The 21,889-nt window shown below is 45.4% G+C and carries 3 protein-coding genes; 1 reads left to right on the forward strand and 2 read right to left on the reverse strand.

Features of this window, described 5'->3' with window-relative positions:
- Nucleotides 1-61: 61 nt before the first annotated feature.
- Complete coding sequence (gene ftsH, locus DW025_RS11905) at nt 62-1,867, reverse strand: ATP-dependent zinc metalloprotease FtsH (protein ID WP_117549473.1); 1,806 nt, start codon at nt 1,865-1,867, stop codon at nt 62-64.
- Nucleotides 1,868-2,129: 262 nt separating this feature from the next.
- Between ftsH and DW025_RS11910 the strand changes: the two genes are divergently transcribed.
- Nucleotides 2,130-2,843, forward strand: coding sequence for a hypothetical protein (locus DW025_RS11910; protein WP_117549352.1), 714 nt, complete (start codon nt 2,130-2,132; stop codon nt 2,841-2,843).
- Nucleotides 2,844-2,919: 76 nt separating this feature from the next.
- On the opposite strand, the gene DW025_RS11915 is transcribed toward DW025_RS11910, so the two are convergent.
- The gene (locus tag DW025_RS11915; protein ID WP_120000055.1) at nt 2,920-21,777 is read right to left on the reverse strand and encodes a fibronectin type III domain-containing protein; all 18,858 of its coding nucleotides are present in this window, start codon (nt 21,775-21,777) and stop codon (nt 2,920-2,922) included.
- Between the last annotated feature and the right edge of the window lie 112 nt (nt 21,778-21,889).

Consider the following 21,889-nt stretch of genomic DNA (forward strand, 5'->3'; position numbering starts at 1 on the left):
GAAGCCGGAGCTTTTTGCCAGCCCCGGCTTCTCTTTTTTTGATCTTATTATTGTCTTAATTTTATTCCTGTTCAACATTTTGTTCAGCATTTTCAACTCTGTTGAATATCTCCATGAACTCCTGGCCTGTTATCGACTCCTTCTCTATCAGATACTGTGCGATGGCATCCAACGCATTCATGTGCTCTGAGAGAAGCTTCTTGGCCTCATCATATGCCTTCTTGAGCTGATTCCTAATCTCCTCATCGACCTTTGCAGCAGTCTTGTCTGAACACTGGAGCACTGCATTTCTGTCGAGATATTTTCCCTGAACAGTCTCAAGCTGCATGAGTCCGAACTTGTCTGACATTCCGTACATGGTTATCATCGCTCTCACTGTCTTGGTCGCCTGCTCTATATCATTTGCCGCGCCGGTGGTCACTGACTCGAATTTCAATTCCTCTGCAGCTCTTCCGCCGAGGGTCGTCACAATGTTCGCCTCAAGCTCAGCCTTGGTCTCCATATACTTCTCTTCCTCAGGCACCTGCCATACATATCCCAGAGAACCCATCGTTCTAGGAACTATTGTAATTCTCTGAACAGGCTCAGTGTGCTTCTGGAGAGCAACCAGAAGAGCATGTCCAACTTCATGATATGCAACGACCTTCTTCTCCTGGTCGCCGAGCAGCTTGCCCTTCTTCTCTTTTCCTGCAAATACAAGCTCCACCGCACCAATCAGATCAGCCTGTGAAACCATGCTCCTTCCGGATCTGACCGCAGTGAGCGCCGCCTCATTTATTATGTTGGCGAGATCTGCTCCAACCGCACCTGCTGTGGCAAGCGCAAGCTCACGGAGATCCACAGTCTCATCCATCTTGACATTTCTGGAGTGTACCTTCAGCGTGTCTATTCTACCCTGAAGATCCGGCTTCTCAACTATTACTCTTCTGTCAAATCTTCCCGGTCTCAGGAGTGCCTTGTCAAGTGTCTCCGGCCTGTTGGTTGCAGCCAGTATCACTATTCCCTTGGATGTGTCAAATCCATCCATCTCGGCAAGAAGCTGGTTCAGTGTCTGTTCTCTCTCCGAATCACCGCCCCTCACGCTGTCTCTGCTCTGGCCTATGGCATCTATCTCGTCTATGAATATTATACAAGGAGCCATCTCAGATGCCTGTTTGAACAGGTCTCTGACTCTCGATGCTCCGACTCCCACGTACATCTCCACGAAGCTTGATCCCGACATGGAGAAAAATGGCACGTTTGCCTCTCCGGCAACAGCCTTTGCCAGAAGTGTCTTTCCGGTTCCCGGAGGGCCGACCAGCAGTGCTCCCTTTGGAAGCTTTGCACCTATAGCCATATACTTCTTAGGGTTGTGAAGGAAGTCGACCATCTCAGTCAGGGATTCCTTTGCCTCATCCTCTCCTGCAACATCTGCAAATGTGACTCCGGTCTTCTTCTCCATATATACCTTGGCGTTTGATTTGCCAAAGCCCATCATTCCGCTCCGCCTTGTCACGAGCGAAAGAAACAGATAGAATGCAGCTATCATTACCACATATGAAAGTATCGTTCCGACCATGGCTGAACCGCTCTCGTCTTTTCCCTCGTATGTTGTGGCATACTTCTCATGGGCCGTCTTAAGTCGGTCTGCCAGCTTATCGTCGCTTATCCTCACAGTCACATAGGTGTTCTTGTCCAGAGTTCCATCAGACTCCTTTGAGGTAAATTTGATCTTCTTGGCATATATCTCTGCATTGTCCACCTCTCCCGAATCCAGCATCTCCACAAATCCGCTGTACGGGATCTCTTTTTTCGTTCCATTTGTGATCTTGTCGTATGCTCTCCAGCACAGCAGTGTCAATATCACCGAGATGACAAGCAGAACCATGACATTCCTGTTTTTGCCTTTGTTGCCATTATTCTTGTTGTCGTCATTCTTGTCGTTTTGTTCTTTGTTGTAATCGTTATTCAACACGTTTCTCCTTTTACTCTGATATGGATATCCCATTTATCCATCTATGACTTTACCGCCTAACAAATTATAAGTCAAGTAAACTGTTTGTATGAAATTGTCTTTATTGACATTACGGGGGCTCCGGGGGTACACTTTTTTACAAATTGACAAATATATTCTATATGGGAGGGCTGCAATGCCGGGATACATAATACACCTGTGCGAGGGCAGATACATCGCAGATAAACTTCATATTTCAAAGGAATCCCAGCCGGAGCTGCTGAATGATTTCCTGCTGGGCTGCGTTCTTCCAGATGCGGTTACGGACAAAGCCCTGACACATTTCAGGCCGGAATGGCAGAACGATCTCATAACAAAATATCCGGACATCGATCACATATTGTCAGAATATCCAGTGGAAGCTATGACACCTGCCGACCTTGGCATACTTGCCCATCTCATGATGGACGCCGCCTATGTGGAGGAATTCTGGCCGCAATATTTTCAGTTTGAGGCAGGCGATAACACTCCCACCTGTGTGACACGCGACATAGACCATGTCCGAATGCACGAGCTCAGCATGCAGCCGGAGGGAAGGTGCATCCCATTCCGGGATTTCTTCTCAGAACAGTTTTTCTACGGTGATTACAATGTGACAAATCCATTGTTTATCAGGGATTTCTCACCGATCATACCGAAGGTTTCATCACCTGATATGACCATAAAAAAATGTCTATGTTTCTCACAGAGCAGACTGCGGAGTGATCTCGACTCATTCACCTCCATAGGCACCGATGTAGGCAATAATACAACGAATGTATTTCCATATAAAGCACTTAAGGACTTTATCATCTCTCAGGCGGACAGATTCCTCCGCCTCATAGATAACAAAAAAGCATCCACCAGATAAGCCTGTTTCCAGGCTCACCCGGTTGGATGCTTTTTATAGTTTTATTTCCGGCTTTCCCTTATCTAACTGTCAGTCACTATTTGACAACGATCTTCTTTACTGTTGAGTATGAACTCTTATATGTTGTCTTACCTGACTTGTTAAATGCACGCACCTTGAAGTAATATGTCTTGCCTTTCTTCAGGCCCTTCTTGGTGTATGAAGTAGTTCCTGCCTTTCTTATGGTTGCAACAGCCTTATACGTGCCACGCTTTGATGTTGACATGTATACGATGTAACCTGTCGCTCCCTTGGCTCTCTTCCATGCAATTTTCGCCTGCTTGACTCCGGCCTTAGCTGATACAACAGGTGTTGCAGGAAGTGTAAATCCTGATACATATGTTCCGGCATTCTCTACGATCGCCTTTCCATCCTTCTTGTATGCCACAACTCTGTACTTATACGTTGTTCCGGCACTGAGCTTTGAGCTTACAAATACGACCTTTGACTTGCTTGTGATGGTCTTGATCTTGACTGCTCTGTTGCCGCGGTATCTGTAAACTATGTATCCATCAGCGTTGTTTACCTTGCTCCATTTCATCGTTATTGATGCATTGCTTCTGGCACTGATCTTAAGATTCTTGACTGCCGATGGCGTTGTCATGATCCTTGCTGTAGCATCCTCACCAACGAGCTCCTTGCTGCCGACCTTCTTGTATGCAACTACCTTGAATGTGTAAGCTGTACTTCCAGTCAGACCGTTTACATTATAAGCTGTCTTTGATGTCGAACCAAGATATTTGTAATTGTCCTTTGCTACAAGTCTGTATACCTTGTAGCCTGTAGCTCCCTTAACTGTATTCCACTTGAGCGCTATCGACTTCTCTGCCCTGCTGCTGAATGAAATACCTGAAACCTTAGCTGGCTTTGTTGCTGCATTTATGACTGTCTTCTCGCTATACAGTGTCTTGCCTGACGACTTCACATATGCTGATACCGCAAACTTGTAATCAGTTCCCGCTGCCAGACCTGTGATATTGCTGCTTGTGCCCGTCACTGTTGCAACCTTCACATATGTCTTCTTACCTGTATCATATCTGTACACCTCATATCCCTGGGCATATGCACTGCTGCTCCATGATAGCTTCAGTGATGTTGTTGTCTCACCGCTTGCCGCAAGGTTCTTCACCTTTGCAGGAAGGATGTTGAATGTAACCTTCTTTGTTCCGTAGAAGTTGTTAAGTCCTGTGATCGTAACACTTGCAACACCCGGCTTCACGTTGTTGCTGTACTCAACCGTGTACTCCTTTGGATTTATCACTGTACTGCCGATCTTAACTGTAACCGCCGGCTTGATCGCTGATCCTGTGTAGGTCTTGTCTGCTATCGCTGATACGGTTGCCTTTGATATGTCAAATGCCTTGATCCTGAATTGCTTTGTAACGCTTCCCTTGTAGTCGCCCACGAACTTCACAGTGACTGAAGCCTTACTTGTTCTCGTCATGGTGATTCCGCTGTTGTTCTGGTATGTGATCGTGTAATCTCTGCCTTCCTTCAGCACATTTGTTCCCCATGTTATCGTGACATTATCAAACTTAAATGCTGTGCCCTTGTATATAACCTCGGACTCAATTCCGTTTATAACAGCCGTGTTGCTTATATCTGCCTTGCTTATCACAAAGCTCTTCTTTACAGAATCTGTGTAGTTGCCTGCACCTGTTATTGTTATGACTGCTGTTCCTACATGAACATTGTTCTCGTACTTCACAGTATAGTCCGTTCCCTGGCTGAGCTTCTGTCCATCCAGTTCAACTTCAATATCCTGTGTTATTGCATTACCTGTGAATACCTTTCCTGTAATACCCTTGATCTCAGCTCCAGCGATACTCTTCTTTGTAATTGCAAAGTATCTTGTCACTGAATCCTTGTAGTTGCCCTTACCGGTCACAACCACCTTTGCGCGTCCTGTCACATCTGTGTTCATATCGAAGCTGAGTATGTAGTCAACTCCCTCTGTCAGCTCCACATCACCATTCTTTACCTTTACAACAGGTATGAGCTGGTTTCCTGTGTACTCGATCGATGTGCTGCACTCAACTGTACAGTTCTTGATACTTCTTGCTGTTATCTCAAATGTACCTGTTGTCTCTCCGGTGTAGTTGCCCTTTCCTGTTATGCTTACCTCTGCGGTTCCGACCTCAGTGTTGTTACTGTAAGCCACTGTGTAATCCGCTGCTGATAACACAACACCGTTGACTGTCACTGTAACGGCTGGAGTTACCGGCTTTCCTGTGTATTCCGTATCCTCTGCCACAACTACTGCATTATCGATTGATGCCGCTGTTATGGCAAATGTTGCTGTCACACTTCCTGTGTAGTTAGACCGGCTTCCTGCTGTAGCTGTAACCGTTGCTGTTCCAACGTTTACATTTGAAGCATATCTCACTATGAAGCCCGCGATATCTTCATCGTCAAGCACAAATGCTCCGTCACTGCTGTTAATAGCTGTAACTGATGGAGTGAGTGCCTTTCCGGTGTATGTCATGCTGCTCTTTGAAAGCTCTGCTACATAACCTGTTACGTCTCTCTTGACGATCTCGAAAGTTGCCGTCTTAGAACTTACGTAGTCTCCATATCCTGTGATCGTCACTGTGGCAGTTCCAACATTATAGTTATTGATGTATGAAACCTTGTAATCAGTTCCCTGTACAAGCGTCTTGCCACCGTATGTAACATTTACCGCAGGTGTGATATTCTTCTTTGCAAACTCCTGATCAGGTATTGCACTGATCTTGGCTCCGCTTATATTTACAGGATCCTTTGTAATGGTAAATTCTCTCTCCACAGTTCCTGTGTAGCTTCTCTTACCTGTTACTATTGCCTTTGCCGGCTGTCCGCCTGCTGTAGGCTCAATATTATTGCTGTACTCGATCTCGTAGTCAACACCCTCTACAAGCACCAGATCTCCATATGTAATTGTGAGCTCCGGCTCTATCTTCTTGCCTGTGTAAATCTGACCCTCGATCTCGCTCACATGACAGTCTGCAAGATTTCTTCTTGTTATAGCAAAGTATCTGTTAACACTTCCTGTGTAGTTGCCAATACCTGTGATGGTAACACTTGCCTTGTCCGTCACGTTCTTATTTCCACTGTATGATACAGTGTAGTCTCTTCCTGCCACAAGTACATCGTCGCCGTATGTTACCTTAAGTCCGGCAAATGTTATTGCCTTTCCTGTGTAGGTTACGCTGTCTTTTATACCTGTTATATCTGCATCTGCAATATCAGCACCGCCAATAGCAAACAGCTTGCTGGCAGCTCCTGAATAATTGCCCTTTCCTGTTATCACCGCAACTGCTGCCGTTGTCACCTCGACATTGTTCTTGTAGCTTACGGTGTAATCCCTGCCTGCCACAAGCTCTCTCTGTCCGTCAACAACCGTGAGCTTTGGTGTAACCGCATTACCGGTATAATTCTGTCTGTCGATGTCCTTTATCTCTGCAAGAGATATGTCTCTGGCTGCGATATCGAATTTCTCAACCGCCGTTCCAGTGTAGTTGCCTATACCTGTGATGGTAACGCCTGCCTTATCTGTGTCTGTTGTGACATTCACATTGTCACTGTATGAAACTGTAAAGTCTCTGTCCTCCACAAGAGCTGTTCCGCCAAGTGAAACTGTAACTGCAGGTGTAAGTGGATCTCCTGTGTATCTTGCCGATGCCACCGTAATGTCTGCATCTGCAAGATTTCTGGCACTTATCTTAAATCTTGCTGTGGTGCTTCCACTGTAGTTACCCATACCTGTGATGGTGAGCACTGCACTGTCTGTCACGTTCACATTGTTGCTGTAGTCTGCTCTGTAGTCGCGTCCCTCAACAAGTGTCCTGCCTCCGAGTGTAACTGTGTGATCCGGAGTTACAGCTTCACCCGTATAAACTCCGTTTCCAACCTTTACTGAAGCATTGTCGACTGAAGCACCTACTATTGCAAATGTCTTGCTGACACTTCCTGTGAAGCCTTCACCCTCAAGTGCCTTTATAGTAACCTTACCTGTTCCAACATTTGTATTTGACGAGTAGCTGATCTCAAGGTTGTCAAAATCAGTAACTGTCACTGTCTTTCCAGCTCTCTTCACTGTAAATGAATTGATCACCGGTTTTACTGCTGTTCCTGTATACATATACTCGGATGCATCAAGAGCTATCTGTCCATCACTTATATCGACCGGATTGATGTTAAACTTAGCCGATAAAGATCCGGTATTTGACTTGATACCTCTAACTGTTACGGTTGCCACACCCTCATCGATGTTGTCCACATATACGAGTGCGTAATCCTCGCCGTATACAAGTGTCTTTCCTCCAAATGTAACTGTCACATCCGGTGTGAGCGGCTGGCCGAAGTTGTAAAGCTGATCACTGATCTTGCTTATCACAGCCTTGGATATATCCACAAGATTCTTAGATATCGTGAAGTTCACTGTTATGCTTCCTGTGTAGTTACCAGATCCTGTGATCTTGATCTCAGCCTTCGAGCTGGCCGTTGTCTCATTTATGTTGTTGCTGTACTCTGTCTTGTAATCTGTTCCAGACACGAGAACCTGTGTTCCGTCTCTCACTGTGACCTCAGGTGTTACAGCCTTTCCTGTGTATACCTGTCCGCCAATCGCATCGACTCTACACTTGCTTATGTCCTTAGCTGTGATCTTGAATGTTCTGCTCAGCTCTCCGCTGTAATTGCCGATACCTGTTATCACAACCTCCGCACTGTCTGTCACGTTTACATTATTCTTATACTCTACTGTGTAATCCTCATCCTCGGACAGTTTCTTTCCGCCCAGTGTCACAACGATCTCGCCAAATGTTATGGCCTTTCCTGTGTATTCTGTGCCGGCTGGTATACCTGATACCTCTGCATCCTCAAGAGTGAGACTCTTTATACTGAAGTTCTTCTCTACAGTTCCCTTGTAATTGCCCTTACCGGTTACGATAAGCTTGGCTGAATCTGAAACCTCTATGTTGTTCTCATATGTCACAGTGTAGTCCGTTCCCGCAACAAGCTGTACTCCATCGAGTGTCACCTTTGCATCCGGTCTGATCTCACTGCCGCTGTACATCTGATCCAGTATATCATTGATCTTCGCCTCATCGATCGCCTTTGGCTCAATGTCGAATGTTGCAGTCACAGTGCCCTGATAGTTTCCTGTTCCCTTGACGGTCACAGTCGCCTTTGACTTTGCTGTCGTAGCGTTTACATTGTTGCTGTAAGAAACAACATAATCAATGTCTGCATTTAATATCTCATCATCGAGAGTTACTGTCACAGCCGGTGTAAGTGGCTTTCCAGTGTAAACTGATGACTGGACATTCACATCTGCCTTGCTCAGATCCTTTGCAGTTATCGCAAAGTATGCGACAACTGTTCCCTTGTAGTTTCCTGTACCGGTCACTGTGAGGATGGCTGCTGTTCCAACATTTACATTGTTGCTGAACACCACATTAAAATCTGTTCCCGCAGTGAGTTTCTTGCCATCAAGTGTCACTGTATATGCAGGCTTTACTGCACTTCCTGTGTACACATGGTCTTCCACATCAACTACAGCCTGTGCGATATCCACCTCTGTGATCTCAAACTTCTTTGTCACAGATCCTGTAAATCCGCTTCCCTTTGCTGCCTTTATAACCGCACCAGCAGTTCCGACATTTGTATTGTCCGTGTATGTCACATCAAATGCTGTCATAGATGTCACTGCCGTCGCCTTGCCATCCCTGCTTACTGTTATCATCTTAACTGCAGGTCTGATCTCTGATCCCGTGTACTCAAATGAGTCATTCTCAAGTACAACCTCAGCAGTTGTTATATCTACTGGCTTTATGGCAAATGTTGTGCTCACCGAGCCTGTGTTCTTGTTGATACCATTTGCCTGTATCGTCGCCGTACCTTCATTGATATTGTCGATGTATACAAGCTCGTAGTCCACATCCTGTGTCAATGTCTTGCCGCCATATGTAAGTGTAACCTCTGGTCTTATGGCATTTCCAAAGTTGTAATACTGGTCATCGACCTTGCTCATTACAGCCTTTGATATATCCACAACCTCCTGTGCGATGGTGAATACCGCACTGTTGCTGCCTCTGTAGTTGCCCTTACCTGTTATGGTGACCTCAGCACTGTCTGTCACATCTGTGTTGTTGCTGTAAGTAATGTCATAATCCTTTCCGGTCTCCAGTATCCTTGCGCCATCTCTGACTGTGATCTCAGGCTCAACCGCCTTACCTGTGTATATCTGTCCGCCAATCGGATCAATGCTGCATCTGCCAATATTCTTAGCTGTTATGGCAATTGCTGTTCTAACCTGTCCGCCGTAGTTTCCTGTGCCCTTTATGATCACATATGCAGGATTCTTCTCATCTGTAACGTTCAGGTTGTTCTCGTAGCTTACTGTGTAGTCCGTACCGTTCACAAGTGTCCTGCCGTTTACTACAACTGCTATATCTGCAAATTCAATGGCATCTCCTGTAAATACTACCGCATCCTGGATTCCACTTATCTCTGCATTATCTATGCTGTATGCCTTTATAGCAAATGTTCTGGTCACTGATCCCTTGTAGCTTCCTCTACCTGAGATAATAGCGCTGGCCTTGTCTGTAACCGAATCGTTGTTCTCGTATGCCACTGTGTAATCAGTGCCCTCTGAGAGGACATTGTTGCCATTTACAATTCTCAGTTCAGGTTTTACTGCCTGACCGCCGTATGTCTGATCTGGTATCTCCGGTATGTCAAGCTTTGATATATCCATAGGAGTTATAGAGAACTCTCCCTGGACTGTTCCTGTGTAGTTGCCTGTTCCTGTCACTGTCACAACAGCCTTTGCTGTGTCAGATGTGACATTCACATTGTCGCTGTAGCTGAGCTTATAGTCAGTTCCCTGAACAAGAGTCTTTCCATCAAGGACTACACTGACTGTTGTCGTAACTGCGCTTCCTGTGTATTCAGCATCATCGGCCTTTACCTCAGCCTGTGATATCCTCTTAGGAGTTATGCTGAACTTCTGTGAGAGCTTTCCGGTGTAATTTCCGGTTCCCTCTATAGTAACCAGTGCATTGTCAGTAACATTCACATTGCCTGAAACTGTTACCTTGTAGTCAACGCCCTCTGCAAGAGTCTTTCCTCCGAGAACTACTCTGCATACAGGAGTGATTGCGCTTCCCGTATATACTGCACTGTCAACGCTGACCTCTGCCTGCTCTATTGAAGCTGCAACGATCCTGAAGGATGTGCTTGTGCTTCCTGTATAGCTCTGGCCTTCGCCTGCGGCGATCTTAACTGTAGCCGTACCGACATTTACATTGTCTGTACATGTGATCTCAAATCCTGCGAGATCTGTGAGTACCTTCTTAACTCCATTTCTTGTGACTGTTATCGATTCTACATCTGCTGTTACCGCATCTCCTGTGAAACCATATAAATCCTTCACAAGTGCGATCTCTGCAGTTGTTATATCTATAGGAAGGATCTTGAATGTCTTACTTACCTCGCCCTTATTCTGGTCGATTCCCTTCACTGTAGCTGTAGCCGTACCGGCCTCAATGTTATCAGTGTAGGTTACGCTGTAATCAACATTCTCTGTAAGCTTTCTTCCTCCAAGATTTACACTGAGTGCAGGTGTGAGCTCCTCACCGAAGTTGTAATACTGATCTGCGATATCACTTATCACCGCATTTGAAATGTCGAGCACTTCCTTTGCGATGGTGAACTCTGCTGTAAGCTGTCCGGTGTAGTTGCCCTTACCTTCTATAACTGCCTTGGCATTCTTGCCCACCTCTATGTTGTCACTGTAAGATACCGTGTAGTCTCTTCCATTTTCGAGTACCTTTGATCCATCTCTTACTGTAACCTCAGGGGTGATCTCCCTGCCTGTATATGTCTGTCCTCCGATGGCATCGACCTTGCACTTCTCAAGACTTCTTGGGGTTATGCTGAAGGCTGTTCTTATCTGTCCACCGTAGTTGTCGTTACCCTTTATGATAACGTATGCCATGCTGTCCTCAGTGGTTGCATTGACATTGTTCTCATAACTTACTGTGTAATCTGTTCCATATACAAGTGTCTTTCCATTCATCACAACTGTTATGTCCTTAAAGGTTATGCTGTCACCTGTATATTCTGCGCTCTCAGGTATTCCTGTCACAACCGCCGGTGCTATGCTTGCTCCGCATATCTCAAACAGCTTTGTAACGGTTCCCTGATAGTTACCCTTACCTTTGACTACTGCTCTCGCCTCTGTAGTCTTGTCTGTATTGTTGCTGTATGTTACATCGTAATCTCTTCCCGCAACAAGAACTGTGTCTCCGTTTCTTACGACCACAACTGGCTCTATCGCCTCGCCGGTGTATTCCTGAGCATCAATGCTGTCAACATCGGCTGCTGTAAGAGTCTTTGCCGTGATGTCAAAGTAAACTGTGAGCTTTCCTGTGTAGTTGCCCATGGCCTTGATGATCGCTGATGCCTTCTTCTCAGCCGTTGTGACATCTATGTTGTCTGCGTATGTAACTGTGTAGTCCTCACCCTTGGTCAGAGTCTTGCCTCCAACCTCAAGAACTACATCAGGTGTCAGCGCAGATCCTATATATACCTGAGCCGGTATGCTGCACTTTCCGCCGTCTATGCTCTTTGCACTGATCTCAAATGTCTGGCTCAGTACGCCCTCATAATTACCGCATCCGGTGATCTTTAACAGAGCGTCCTCTCCTGCCTCTACATTGTTTTCAGCCGATACCGTGTAATCCACGCCTGCTGTCAGCACCTTATCTCCCAGAGTTACCTTTACATCCGGTATAACCTCTGATCCGGTGTACTCAGCATCTGCCACGCTCACGACCGCACCGCTTATGCTCTTTCTTGTGATAGTAAATGTAGTTGATGCAGTTCCAGTGTAGTTCGTATCCTTTTCTGCACTTACAGTAACCTTTGCCGTCCCGGCATCTGTGTTGTCACTGTATTCCACAGTGAATGATGAGAGATCTGTGATACTCTCTGTCACATCACCATTTGGAACGCCAAGTCTTGTCACCGCAGGTGTGATCGCCTCACCTGTGTAGGTGAATGATGTTCCCCTGAGAACTACTGACGCCTTTGATATATCTGCCGGCTTTATGACAAATGTCTTTGTAACCGACTTGTTGTAATCACCTGTACCTATGATCTTTACAGTTGCGGTTCCCGCATCAATATTATCGGTATAAGTCACTGTATAGTCGGTGTTAAGTGTGAGTGCCTTTCCTCCAAAGCTTACCTTGACTTCAGGGGTTATGGCCTGTCCGAACGCATATGTCTGATCCGGAATAGCCTCTATCTCAGCCTTTGATATATCTGTAAATACTCTTCCTATAACGAATTCCTTCGTTACCTTTCCTGTGTAGTTGCCCTTTCCTGTGATTATAGCCTTAGCCTTTGTTGTCTCTGTAGTCTCATTTATATTCGACTCATATGTGACATCATAGTCAACGCCTCTCACAAGAAGAACATTGCCATTTCTGATCGTTACTTCCGGCTCTATGGCCTTTCCTGTGTATATCTGGCTTTCGATCTCCTCGACATCACATTCCCTGAGATCCTTTGCCGTGATCACAAAGTGTACATCCTTACTTCCGGTGTAATTGCCTGTACCTGTTACTGTAAAGTATGTACCATCCTCTGTTGTGACTGCCTTGTTGCCTGTGTATGTGATCCTGTAATCAGTTCCCTCTGTGAGGATCTCGCTTCCATCGGCAACTATAATACCTGCAAATGTCACATCAGCACCTGTGTAAGCCACAGACTCACTGTATCCGCTGATGGCGACTCCTGTAAGTGACTTAGGTACTATCGCAAATGTTGTTCTGAGGGTTCCTACATAGTTGCCCTTTCCTGTGATAACCACCTGTGCAGGTGCATCCTTTGTCGTAACATCTGTGTTTCCTGTGTATTCAGCCTCATAGTCAACACCGGCTTTCAGTGTTGTTCCATCAGCCATGCTTACTGTCACTGCCGGGGTGATAGGACTTCCGGTATATGTCTGATCACTGATCTTATACGCAACTGCACTTGAAATGTCTGCTGCAGCTATTCTAAAGGTCTTTGTGATAGTGTCTTTATAATTGCCGGTTCCCTTTACTATAACGTTTGCCGTGCCGACATTGACATTCTTCTCATAGGTAACTGTGTAATCCACACCGTTTGTCAGAAGCTTGTCTCCAAGTGTTACTTCCACATCAGGAGTGAGCTCCTTACCTGTGTAGATCTGATCTGCGACTTCCACATCGGCATCAGTGATCGTTCTCTCTGTTATAGCAAACTCTGCACTGACGGTTCCCTTATAATTGCCACTTCCTGTAATCTTTACAGTACCCTTTCCTACGTTTGTGTTACTGCTGTAGCTCAGAGTGTAATCCCTGCCCTCTGTCAGAACCACTGTACCAAGTGTTACCCTGACAGCCGGGGTAAGAGGTGTTCCCTGATATACCGCATCGTCTACCTCAACTGCTGCGCCTGACAGATCTGCCTCTGTTATGGCAAACTCACCTGTCACGCTGCCCTTGTAGTTGGTGTTGCTCTTTGCTGATACGCTGATGGACGCTGTTCCTACATTGACATTGCTGCCAAAGCTTATGTCGAAGCTGTCCATATCAGTTATCATCACATCTCCAAACTCTATGCCTGTAACCTCAGGCTTCTGGCTCTTTCCTGTGTACACAAAGCTTCCCTGATCTATAACCACACGGCCTGCTGATATGTCCGCAGGGTTGATGGCGAAGCTTACTCTCTTTGTCTTGGAGTAATACTTTGTTCCGGTTATGATCACATATGCTGTTCCAGCATTTATATTGTTCTCATATGTTAAGGTGTAATCTGTATTCTCTTTCAGTGTAATTCCGTTATACATAACAGTGACTGAAGGAGTTACAGCCTTGCCAAATGCATATGTCTGCGCCGGTATAGCCGACACTGTAGCGCCGTTTATATCCACAACGCTTCTTGTTATCGAGAAGTAGACTACAGCAGTTCCTGTATAGTTGCCAATACCGGTGATCTCTGCCTTCGCCTCATCCGTCTCGTCTATATTGTTGCTGTATGTAACTTCATAGTCTGTTCCGGCCTTCAGGGTGACGCTGCCATTCTTTATGGTGAGCACCGGCTCTATGGCCTTACCTGTCCATGTCTGTCCCTGGATCGGGCTGATTTCGCAGTTTGCTATATCTGCCTTTGTTATCTTGAAGGCTGCAGTCTTCTCACCGCTGTAATTGCCTGCTCCGATGAATCTGACAGTCGCTGTTCCGATCTCCTTATTATCAGTGTACTCAACAACGTAATCCTGATTCTCTACAAGTTTTGTATCTCCAAGTGTGAGCTCATATCCTGTGAGGACTATGCTCTCACCGGTATACTCTACACTCTCAGGTATTCCTGTTATGACTGCATCTGCAAAGTCTGCCTTTGTTATCTCAAACTCAGCCACACACTGACCTGTGTAATTTCCACGGCCTGTGATAGTTGCCTTTGCCTTTCTTGAGTCTGTTGTAACACTTACATTGTCGCTGTATGTGACGTCATAATCACTGCCCTCTGTCAGAACTATCTCTCCGTTCTTGACTGTAACCTTTGGACTGTGGGCTGTTCCATCGTATACAACAGACGCTATAGGTGAGACCACGCACTTGCTTATATCCATTGCGGATATAGTGAATGTCTCTGATGCTGTTCCTGTGTAATTGTGCTTACCTGTTATCGTCACTGTGGCTGTACCCTTATCGGTATTTCCACTGTAGTCAACATCATACTCGGTGTCTGCGATCTGCTTTCCACCTAATGTAACTGTTATCTCCGGTGTAAGCGGAGCTCCAGTATACACCTGATCTGCAACAGTTATCTTTGCTGCACTTATGGATCTTGCTGCGATCTTGAAGGTCGTCTTAACTGTTCCGGCATAGTTGCCCATACCCTTCACAGTAACCGTTGCTGTTCCGGCATCGGTATTGTCAGCATATCCCACTGTGTAATCTGTTCCCTCTATAAGCTTTGTCTGTCCCAGATATACTGTCACTGTCGGCTTGAGTGCAGCACCTGTGTATGTCTGATCGGCAACCGTGAGCTGGGCATCTGTGATGTCTGCCGCAGTGATCGCAAACTTGCCTGTAACTGTTCCCTTATAGTTTGAACTGCTTCTGGCTGTGAGAGCTATCTCTCCACTGCCTACATTTATATTGTTGCTGTATGTCACGTCAAAATCTGTGCCAGGCTCTATGCTGCCGCCAGCCAGAGTGATTCCTGTCACTACAGGCTTGATCTCGCTTCCGGTATATCCGTAAGCATCCTTCTCAAGCTCAAGTACTCCTCCTGTCACATCGAGCTGTTCGATAGTAAATGATGTCTCTACGACTCCATGATACTCTCCGGCTCCTGTCACGATTATGTATGCCTTTCCGGCATTCACATTGCTCTGATAGCTTACTGTATACGCATTCTCTGGAAGCACCTCTCCATCCAGTGTAACTGATATAGCCGGTGTGATCTGCTTGCCATAGTTATATACAAATGGTCCCTTGTCTGTTATCGAGATGACCGCAGGTGTTATATCTATAACTCTCTCTGCTATCATAAATGTCTTCTGTACAGATCCGGTGTAGTTGCCCTTTCCTGTGACAACCGCCTTTGCCGGCTTGTCTGCTGTTGACACCTCAATATTGTCGCTGTATACGACATCATAATCCGTGCCCTTCACAAGAGTTCTGCTGCCATCCTTGACTGTTATGTCAGGTGTAAGTGCCTTTCCTGTGTAGGTCTGTCCCGGAATATCACTGACTGTACAATCCTCTATGCTCTTTGCTGTGATAGTGAATGTCCAGCTTGCTTTTCCTGTATAATTACCCTTTCCACTGAAGATGATATTCGCCTTGCTGCTGGCAGTAGATACATTCAGATTGTTGACATATTCAGTCTCGTAGTCCACACCATTTACAAGCTTAACACCGTCCACAGTGAGCACAGCCTGATCAAATGTAATAGCCTTTCCTGTGTATACGACTGAACTATCCACGCCGTCTATCTCTGCATCTGTTATATCCTTCTGTCCAATTGTAAATTCTACACGTCTTGTTGTACTGCTGTCATAGTTACCCTTACCTCTGACTGTAACTGCAGCCTTTGAATCTGTGGTCGATGCATTGACATTATTCTCATAGTCGATAGTGTAATCTGTTCCCTCTGTGAGAACCGCATCTCCATCCTTAACTGTTATATCCTGTGTTATATCAGATCCGGTGTATGTCTTATCTGCCACACCTGCAACCGTAATGCCCTCAGCATTTATACTTCTCGCGTTTATGACAAATGTGCCGTCAAGCTCTCCGGTATAGTTGCCCTTGCCTTTGATCTTGAATTTACCGGTTCCTGCATTTGTAACTTCGCCTTCTACATACTCTACTGTATAATCCTGGCCCTCCACAAGTGTCTCGTCTCCAAGTACGACTGTGATCTTCGTGGTGAGCGGCTTACCTGTATAGCTCTGTGCCTGAGCACTTACCTTTGCTCCCGTGAGCGACTTCGCACAGATAGTAAAGAGAAGCTTTACCTCTCCTGTATAGTTACCTGTACCTGTCACCATCACGCTTGCCTTATCGGAACACTCCACATTGCTGTCGTAGCTGAGTGTATAGTCGACATCCTTCTTGAGAATGACATTTCCACTTCTGACAACCGGCTCAGGAGTTATCTCAGATCCGGTATAGCTGAACTCTGTCTGCTCAAGGCTTGCCCAGCTCTCCTCTATCTTCGCTGCAGTTATTGTCGCTGCGATATCAAAGCTTCCTGTAAAGTTACAGTCAGCCTTTGCAGTAACTGTTATTGTTCCTGTTCCAACATTTATCAGGTTTTTCTGTGTTACAGTGAAATCTGACATGTCCGTCACAGTGTACTTCTTGCCATCAACTGTGATGTCAAAGCTCTCCACTGTAAATGTCGTTCCAGCCGGTGTGTACACCGCTGAATAAGTCTTAGATGCCACTGCCTTTGCAATAGACAATGGAAGTATCTTGAATGTCTTCTCGACAGTTCCTGAATATCCCTGTACAGCGATACCTGTAACTGTCATTGTCGCAGTTCCGACATTCACATTGTTTGTATAAGTTACCATATAGCAGTCAGCGTCAAGCTTCACGCCATCCACTGTGACTGTTGCAGCCGGCTCTATCTTATCTCCCATGTGGTATGTCTGATCTGCTATATCAGCAACATCCGCATCTGTTATCTTGACGATCTTCTTGGCAATATCAAATGTTGCCTTCACAGATCCCTTATAGTTGCCTGTTCCACTTATATCAGCAACAGCCTTTGACTCGGTTGTTGTGACATTGATATTGTTGCTGTATGCAACGGTATAATCCGTTCCCTTTACAAGAGTGTTTGCACCGTCAGCGACAGTCACTTCAGGCTCAACAGCCTTTCCTGTATAGATCTGTGCGCTGATCGGCTGAACTGTGCAATCTGCTATATCCTTCTGCTCGATCACGAACTGAACTATCTTCTCACCGGTGTAATTGCCCTTACCTGTGATAAGTATCTCTGCCTTGCTGTCAGTTGTGGAAGCATTTCTGTTATTTGTATATTTCACTGTGTAGTCAGCAGCAGTGAGCTTTCTGCCCGACACTGTAACTGCCAATCCTGCAAATGTTATATCTGCGCCAGTGTATACCACACTGTCCTCAACGCCTGTTACAACTGCCTTGCTGACTGATGCAGAAACAATATTGAACTCAATCTTCTTTGTTCCGCTGTATACGCCCTTACCAGTTATGGTTATCGACGCCTTAGCTGAAGCCGTGCTGACATTCTCATTATTATCATATGAAGATACAACATAGTCCTCACCCTCAACAAGCTCGGTGCCATCGTAGCTGACTGTTATATCCGGTGTTATCGCTGAGCCTGTGTATGTCTGGTCAGCTATATCAGCCACATCGGCTCCGGCAATATCTATAGCCTTTATCTCGAAGCTTCCTGTAGCGGTTCCATCGAAATTGCCATCCTCCAGAGCTGTTACCGTGATCTTAGCTGTACCAACATTGATATTGTTGGCATACTCAACGCTATAACTTCCTGAAGGCACTGCCATTCCGTCCTTGCATGTAACTGTCACCGCAGGAGTCTGTGCCTTACCTGTGTATGTCACACTTGAAGCTGAAACTGTTGCACCTGTAATACTCTTCTTGTATATTACAAATTTCTGTGTGAGCTCTCCTGTATAGCTGCTGTCCGCCTTTGGAGTGATGGTCACACTTCCATTTCCAACATTTGTATTCTCACCGTATGTGACATTGAAATCATCAAATGATGTTATTCTATTGACGGTTCCAACCTTCACAGCCACAAGTGATGGCTTGATAGCAGTACCGCTATATTCAAATGTGTCGCCTGATATGATCAGTGTATCACCTGATATGTCATACTTGGCAATCTTGAACGTGTATTCCTTTGTTCCCTTGTACTTGCCCACACCTGTTATGACAAGTGTTGCGGTACCGACCTCATAGTTGTCCTTGAAGGTATATGTATAATCACCGTTTGATCCGGCTGTCATCTCCTCGCCGTCATAGCTCAGAGTAAAGCTTGGTCTGACCGCCATGCCAAAGTTGTATGACTGATCCTCAAGTCCCGTCAAAGTGATCTTGTCACTTGTGCTTATGTCTATAAATTCCTTAGTAATATTGAAGTATTTGATAATCTGACCTGTGTAATGATCACCACAGCCTGTTATGGTCACTGACGCTTTTCCGGCATCCGTGTTGTCTGCATACTCTACTGTGTAATCCTCATTCTCAACAAGCTTGATCTCACCGTTGTATATATTGATCTCAGGTGTTATAGCTGAGCCTGTCCACAACTGATCCGCTATAGCATCCATCTGACAGTTATACACAGCTCTCTTCTCTATCTCGAAACGTATAACCTTCTGTCCTGTGTAATTTCCTATACCGGTTACAGTGATCGAAGCCTTCTCTCCTGAACCTGTTACCTCTATATTATTCGCATACTCAACAGTATAGTCCTTGTCTCTCTCCAGCTTGATAATTTCACCATTAACGTATCTGGTTACATTTATCACCGGTTCGATGGCCATACCTGTGTACATCTGTGACTGGTCGGCCTGGGTTATTCCCATTCCGCTTGAAGATGAAATGATTGAAACAGGTGTTATCTTGAAATACTTGACGATCTCGCCTGTATAATTATCATTTGCAGCCTTTATTACGACCTTGGCCTCATCTGTCACATCCGTGTTATTGCTGTACTCTACCGTATAGTCTATATCCTGCTCCAGCTCAACACTGCCATTCTTGATGGTGACTGCCGGCTCTAATGCCTCTCCTGTGTACTGGCTGTCGGATATATCTTTGACATCGCAGTCCTCAAGAGGCTTAGGTAAAATGTTGAACTCAAGAACCTTAGTTCCGCTGTATGAGCCCATTCCTTCTATAGTAATAGTAGAAGTTCCTACCTTGTCATTGTTCTTTCTGTCGGTGACTGTGAAGTCTGTTCCCTCCTTCAGAACATAACTGTCATTCTTAATGGTAAGCTCCGGCTTCACCTCGCCGCCGTTATAATACTGGTCAGGTATATCCTCATATGTAAGTTTGCCCATATCACCTGACGGAGCAACTATAGTGATCTGGAATGACTTTGAACCGGAATAATATACCGATGCTGACATGGCAATGACTGTCCATGTTCCGGTCTCCTTGTAGCTGAACGGGAAGGTGTAGTTAACTCCCTCAACCAATGTCATTCCGTTGTATGTAATTGTTATATCCGGCTTTATGTTCTCTCCGGTATATTCATAACTGGACTTATTCACAGTCAGCTTTACATCGGCATCTGAGAATGACTTTGCAAGTATGTTAAATGATTTGTACACAGTACCCGCATAGTCTCCCATACCTGTAAATGTAACCTTACCATTGTTGGTTCCCGGCACGATATTCTCGCCGTAAGCAACAGAGTAATCGGTTCCCTCCACAAGTGTCTTGCCGTCGTATGTCAATGTCACATCCGGCTTCAACTGTGCTCCGGTATATGTCATCGATGATATCGTGGAAAATTCCACATCATTCATGCTGATCTTAGATGTCTTTATCGCAAATGTACCTACACATGTTCCCTGGAAATTGCCGAGACCCTTGATCATGACTCTGGCTGAATTTCCGATCTCCACGTTGTTCTCATAACCTGATATCTCGTAGTCAACGCCCTCCACAAGATCCGTATTGCTGAATGTGACCTTTGACAGGGTTGTGGTCACCTCAGAACCTGTGTACTCGGCGTCATCGGCAGTTATTACAGCTTTGGATATATCCGCTGCAACAATCTGGAACTCACATGGAACAGTTCCAGTGTAATTTCCAATACCTACTATATTAAACTTATGTGTTCCTACATTGTAATCCTTGGCATTCCAATACTCACTGAAGTCATATGAGAAATCCTGGGATAACTTAAGTGTAGTTCCAAGTTCCCTATCCTTGACAGAAATATTCTGTGGAGAAACCTGTATCGTTATGTTGTTTGCGGTGTTGAACACTGCATCATCAAATGTTACAGAGAGATTTTCCGTGCTCCTAGGCTTGATGGTGAAGTTCACCGTCTTTGAACCCACATATGAACCAAGTCCTGATATAGTCAGTGATGGCTTAGATTTGGATGTGGATGCATTTGTATTGTTGGTGTAGTATGACACCTTATAATCCTTGCCCTCGACAAGTGTCGTGCCCTTATACTTAACCACCGGACTTGGAGTCTTGGCAGTTCCGTCATATACAAGGTCGTCATCCACCGTAACGTCAGCGTCTGCTATGCTGTATACCTCAGTTCCCTGATCCACGATCTGGAAAGTCTTGGTGACAGTTCCCTTGAATCTGGTAGGTGCTCCTGTTATTGTGACAGTCGCCGTTCCAACATCTGTATTGTTGGTATACTCAACCTTGTACTCATAGTCATTTGCACCCCACTCGTCTATGCTGTGCAGATACTTGTTGTTGGTCTTGTCCAGTATCTTAACAGCCGGCTTTATAGGTTTTCCTGTATATACAAATGTATCACCCTCCAGTGATATCTCCTGATCACTAAGGTTTGCAGCACTGATTCCGTAGTATATGTAATACTCTCCGTCGCTACCGATCTTATAATTGCTGTTCTTTGCAGCGGACACTACAATTCTGGGGCCATCCCCAAGTGGATCCTCCACAACCTCTGACTCCTCGTCATTGTTGTAATAATCCACAACATAGTCAGTTCCTTCTGTGAGGAAATATCCTGATGATGTATTCGCTGTCTTTACATATATCTGCGGCCATACACCACCAGCCTGATATGTGTAAATTTTATTTTTGCAATTTTTATGCTGGTTCGCTTTCTCTTTTCCATCTATATAGAAAAGTGCAGTCGAGGTTATGCTCTTTGCCTTTATAGTAAAGGTACATGTAAGAGTTCCGCTGCAGTTTTTATCAGCATTACCCCTGACCGTAACAGTTGCTGTACCCACATTAACATTATTACTGTACTCTACAGTATAATAATCTGACGACAGCTTCGTGTCGTTGGTCGTATCTCCAATCTTCTTTACCACCAGCTCTGATGCCAGGAGTGTGATCGCTTTCCCTGAATACGTCTTGCCTGATGTAGCTGTCGTATAACAGTAATATCCGTCCGCATTCAGATCTATGGCATCATCCGCCGCCAGCGTGGCAACAGAATCCCCCACATCACTCTGCTTCTCCGCATCACTGGCCGTCGCCACATTCTGTGACTGTGCCGCCAGCACCTGCGCAATCCCTCCGATCGCAATATCACTCTGGAACAATACGGACAATGCCATAATGAATGCCATGAGAAATGCGATCATTCGTCTGCCATAACTTCTTCTCATAAATTACTCCCTGCCTTTCTTGATATGTACATTTGCGGAATAACCAGTATAAGTTTCTGGAAACCCCATTTATATACAATTTTACCAAAAATCAATATGTTATTCAATGTGC

Source organism: Coprococcus sp. AF38-1 (assembly GCF_003603945.1).
In the GTDB taxonomy this organism is placed as follows: Bacteria; Bacillota; Clostridia; order Lachnospirales; family Lachnospiraceae; genus Coprococcus; species Coprococcus aceti.

Excerpts from the sequence above, each read along its gene's own strand:
- ftsH (WP_117549473.1), bottom strand. The coding sequence starts at position 1,867 with ATGGTTCTGCTTGTCATCTCGGTGATATTGACACTGCTGTGCTGGAGA.
- DW025_RS11910 (WP_117549352.1), top strand. The coding sequence starts at position 2,130 with ATGCCGGGATACATAATACACCTGTGCGAGGGCAGATACATCGCAGAT.
- DW025_RS11915 (WP_120000055.1), bottom strand. The coding sequence starts at position 21,777 with ATGAGAAGAAGTTATGGCAGACGAATGATCGCATTTCTCATGGCATTC.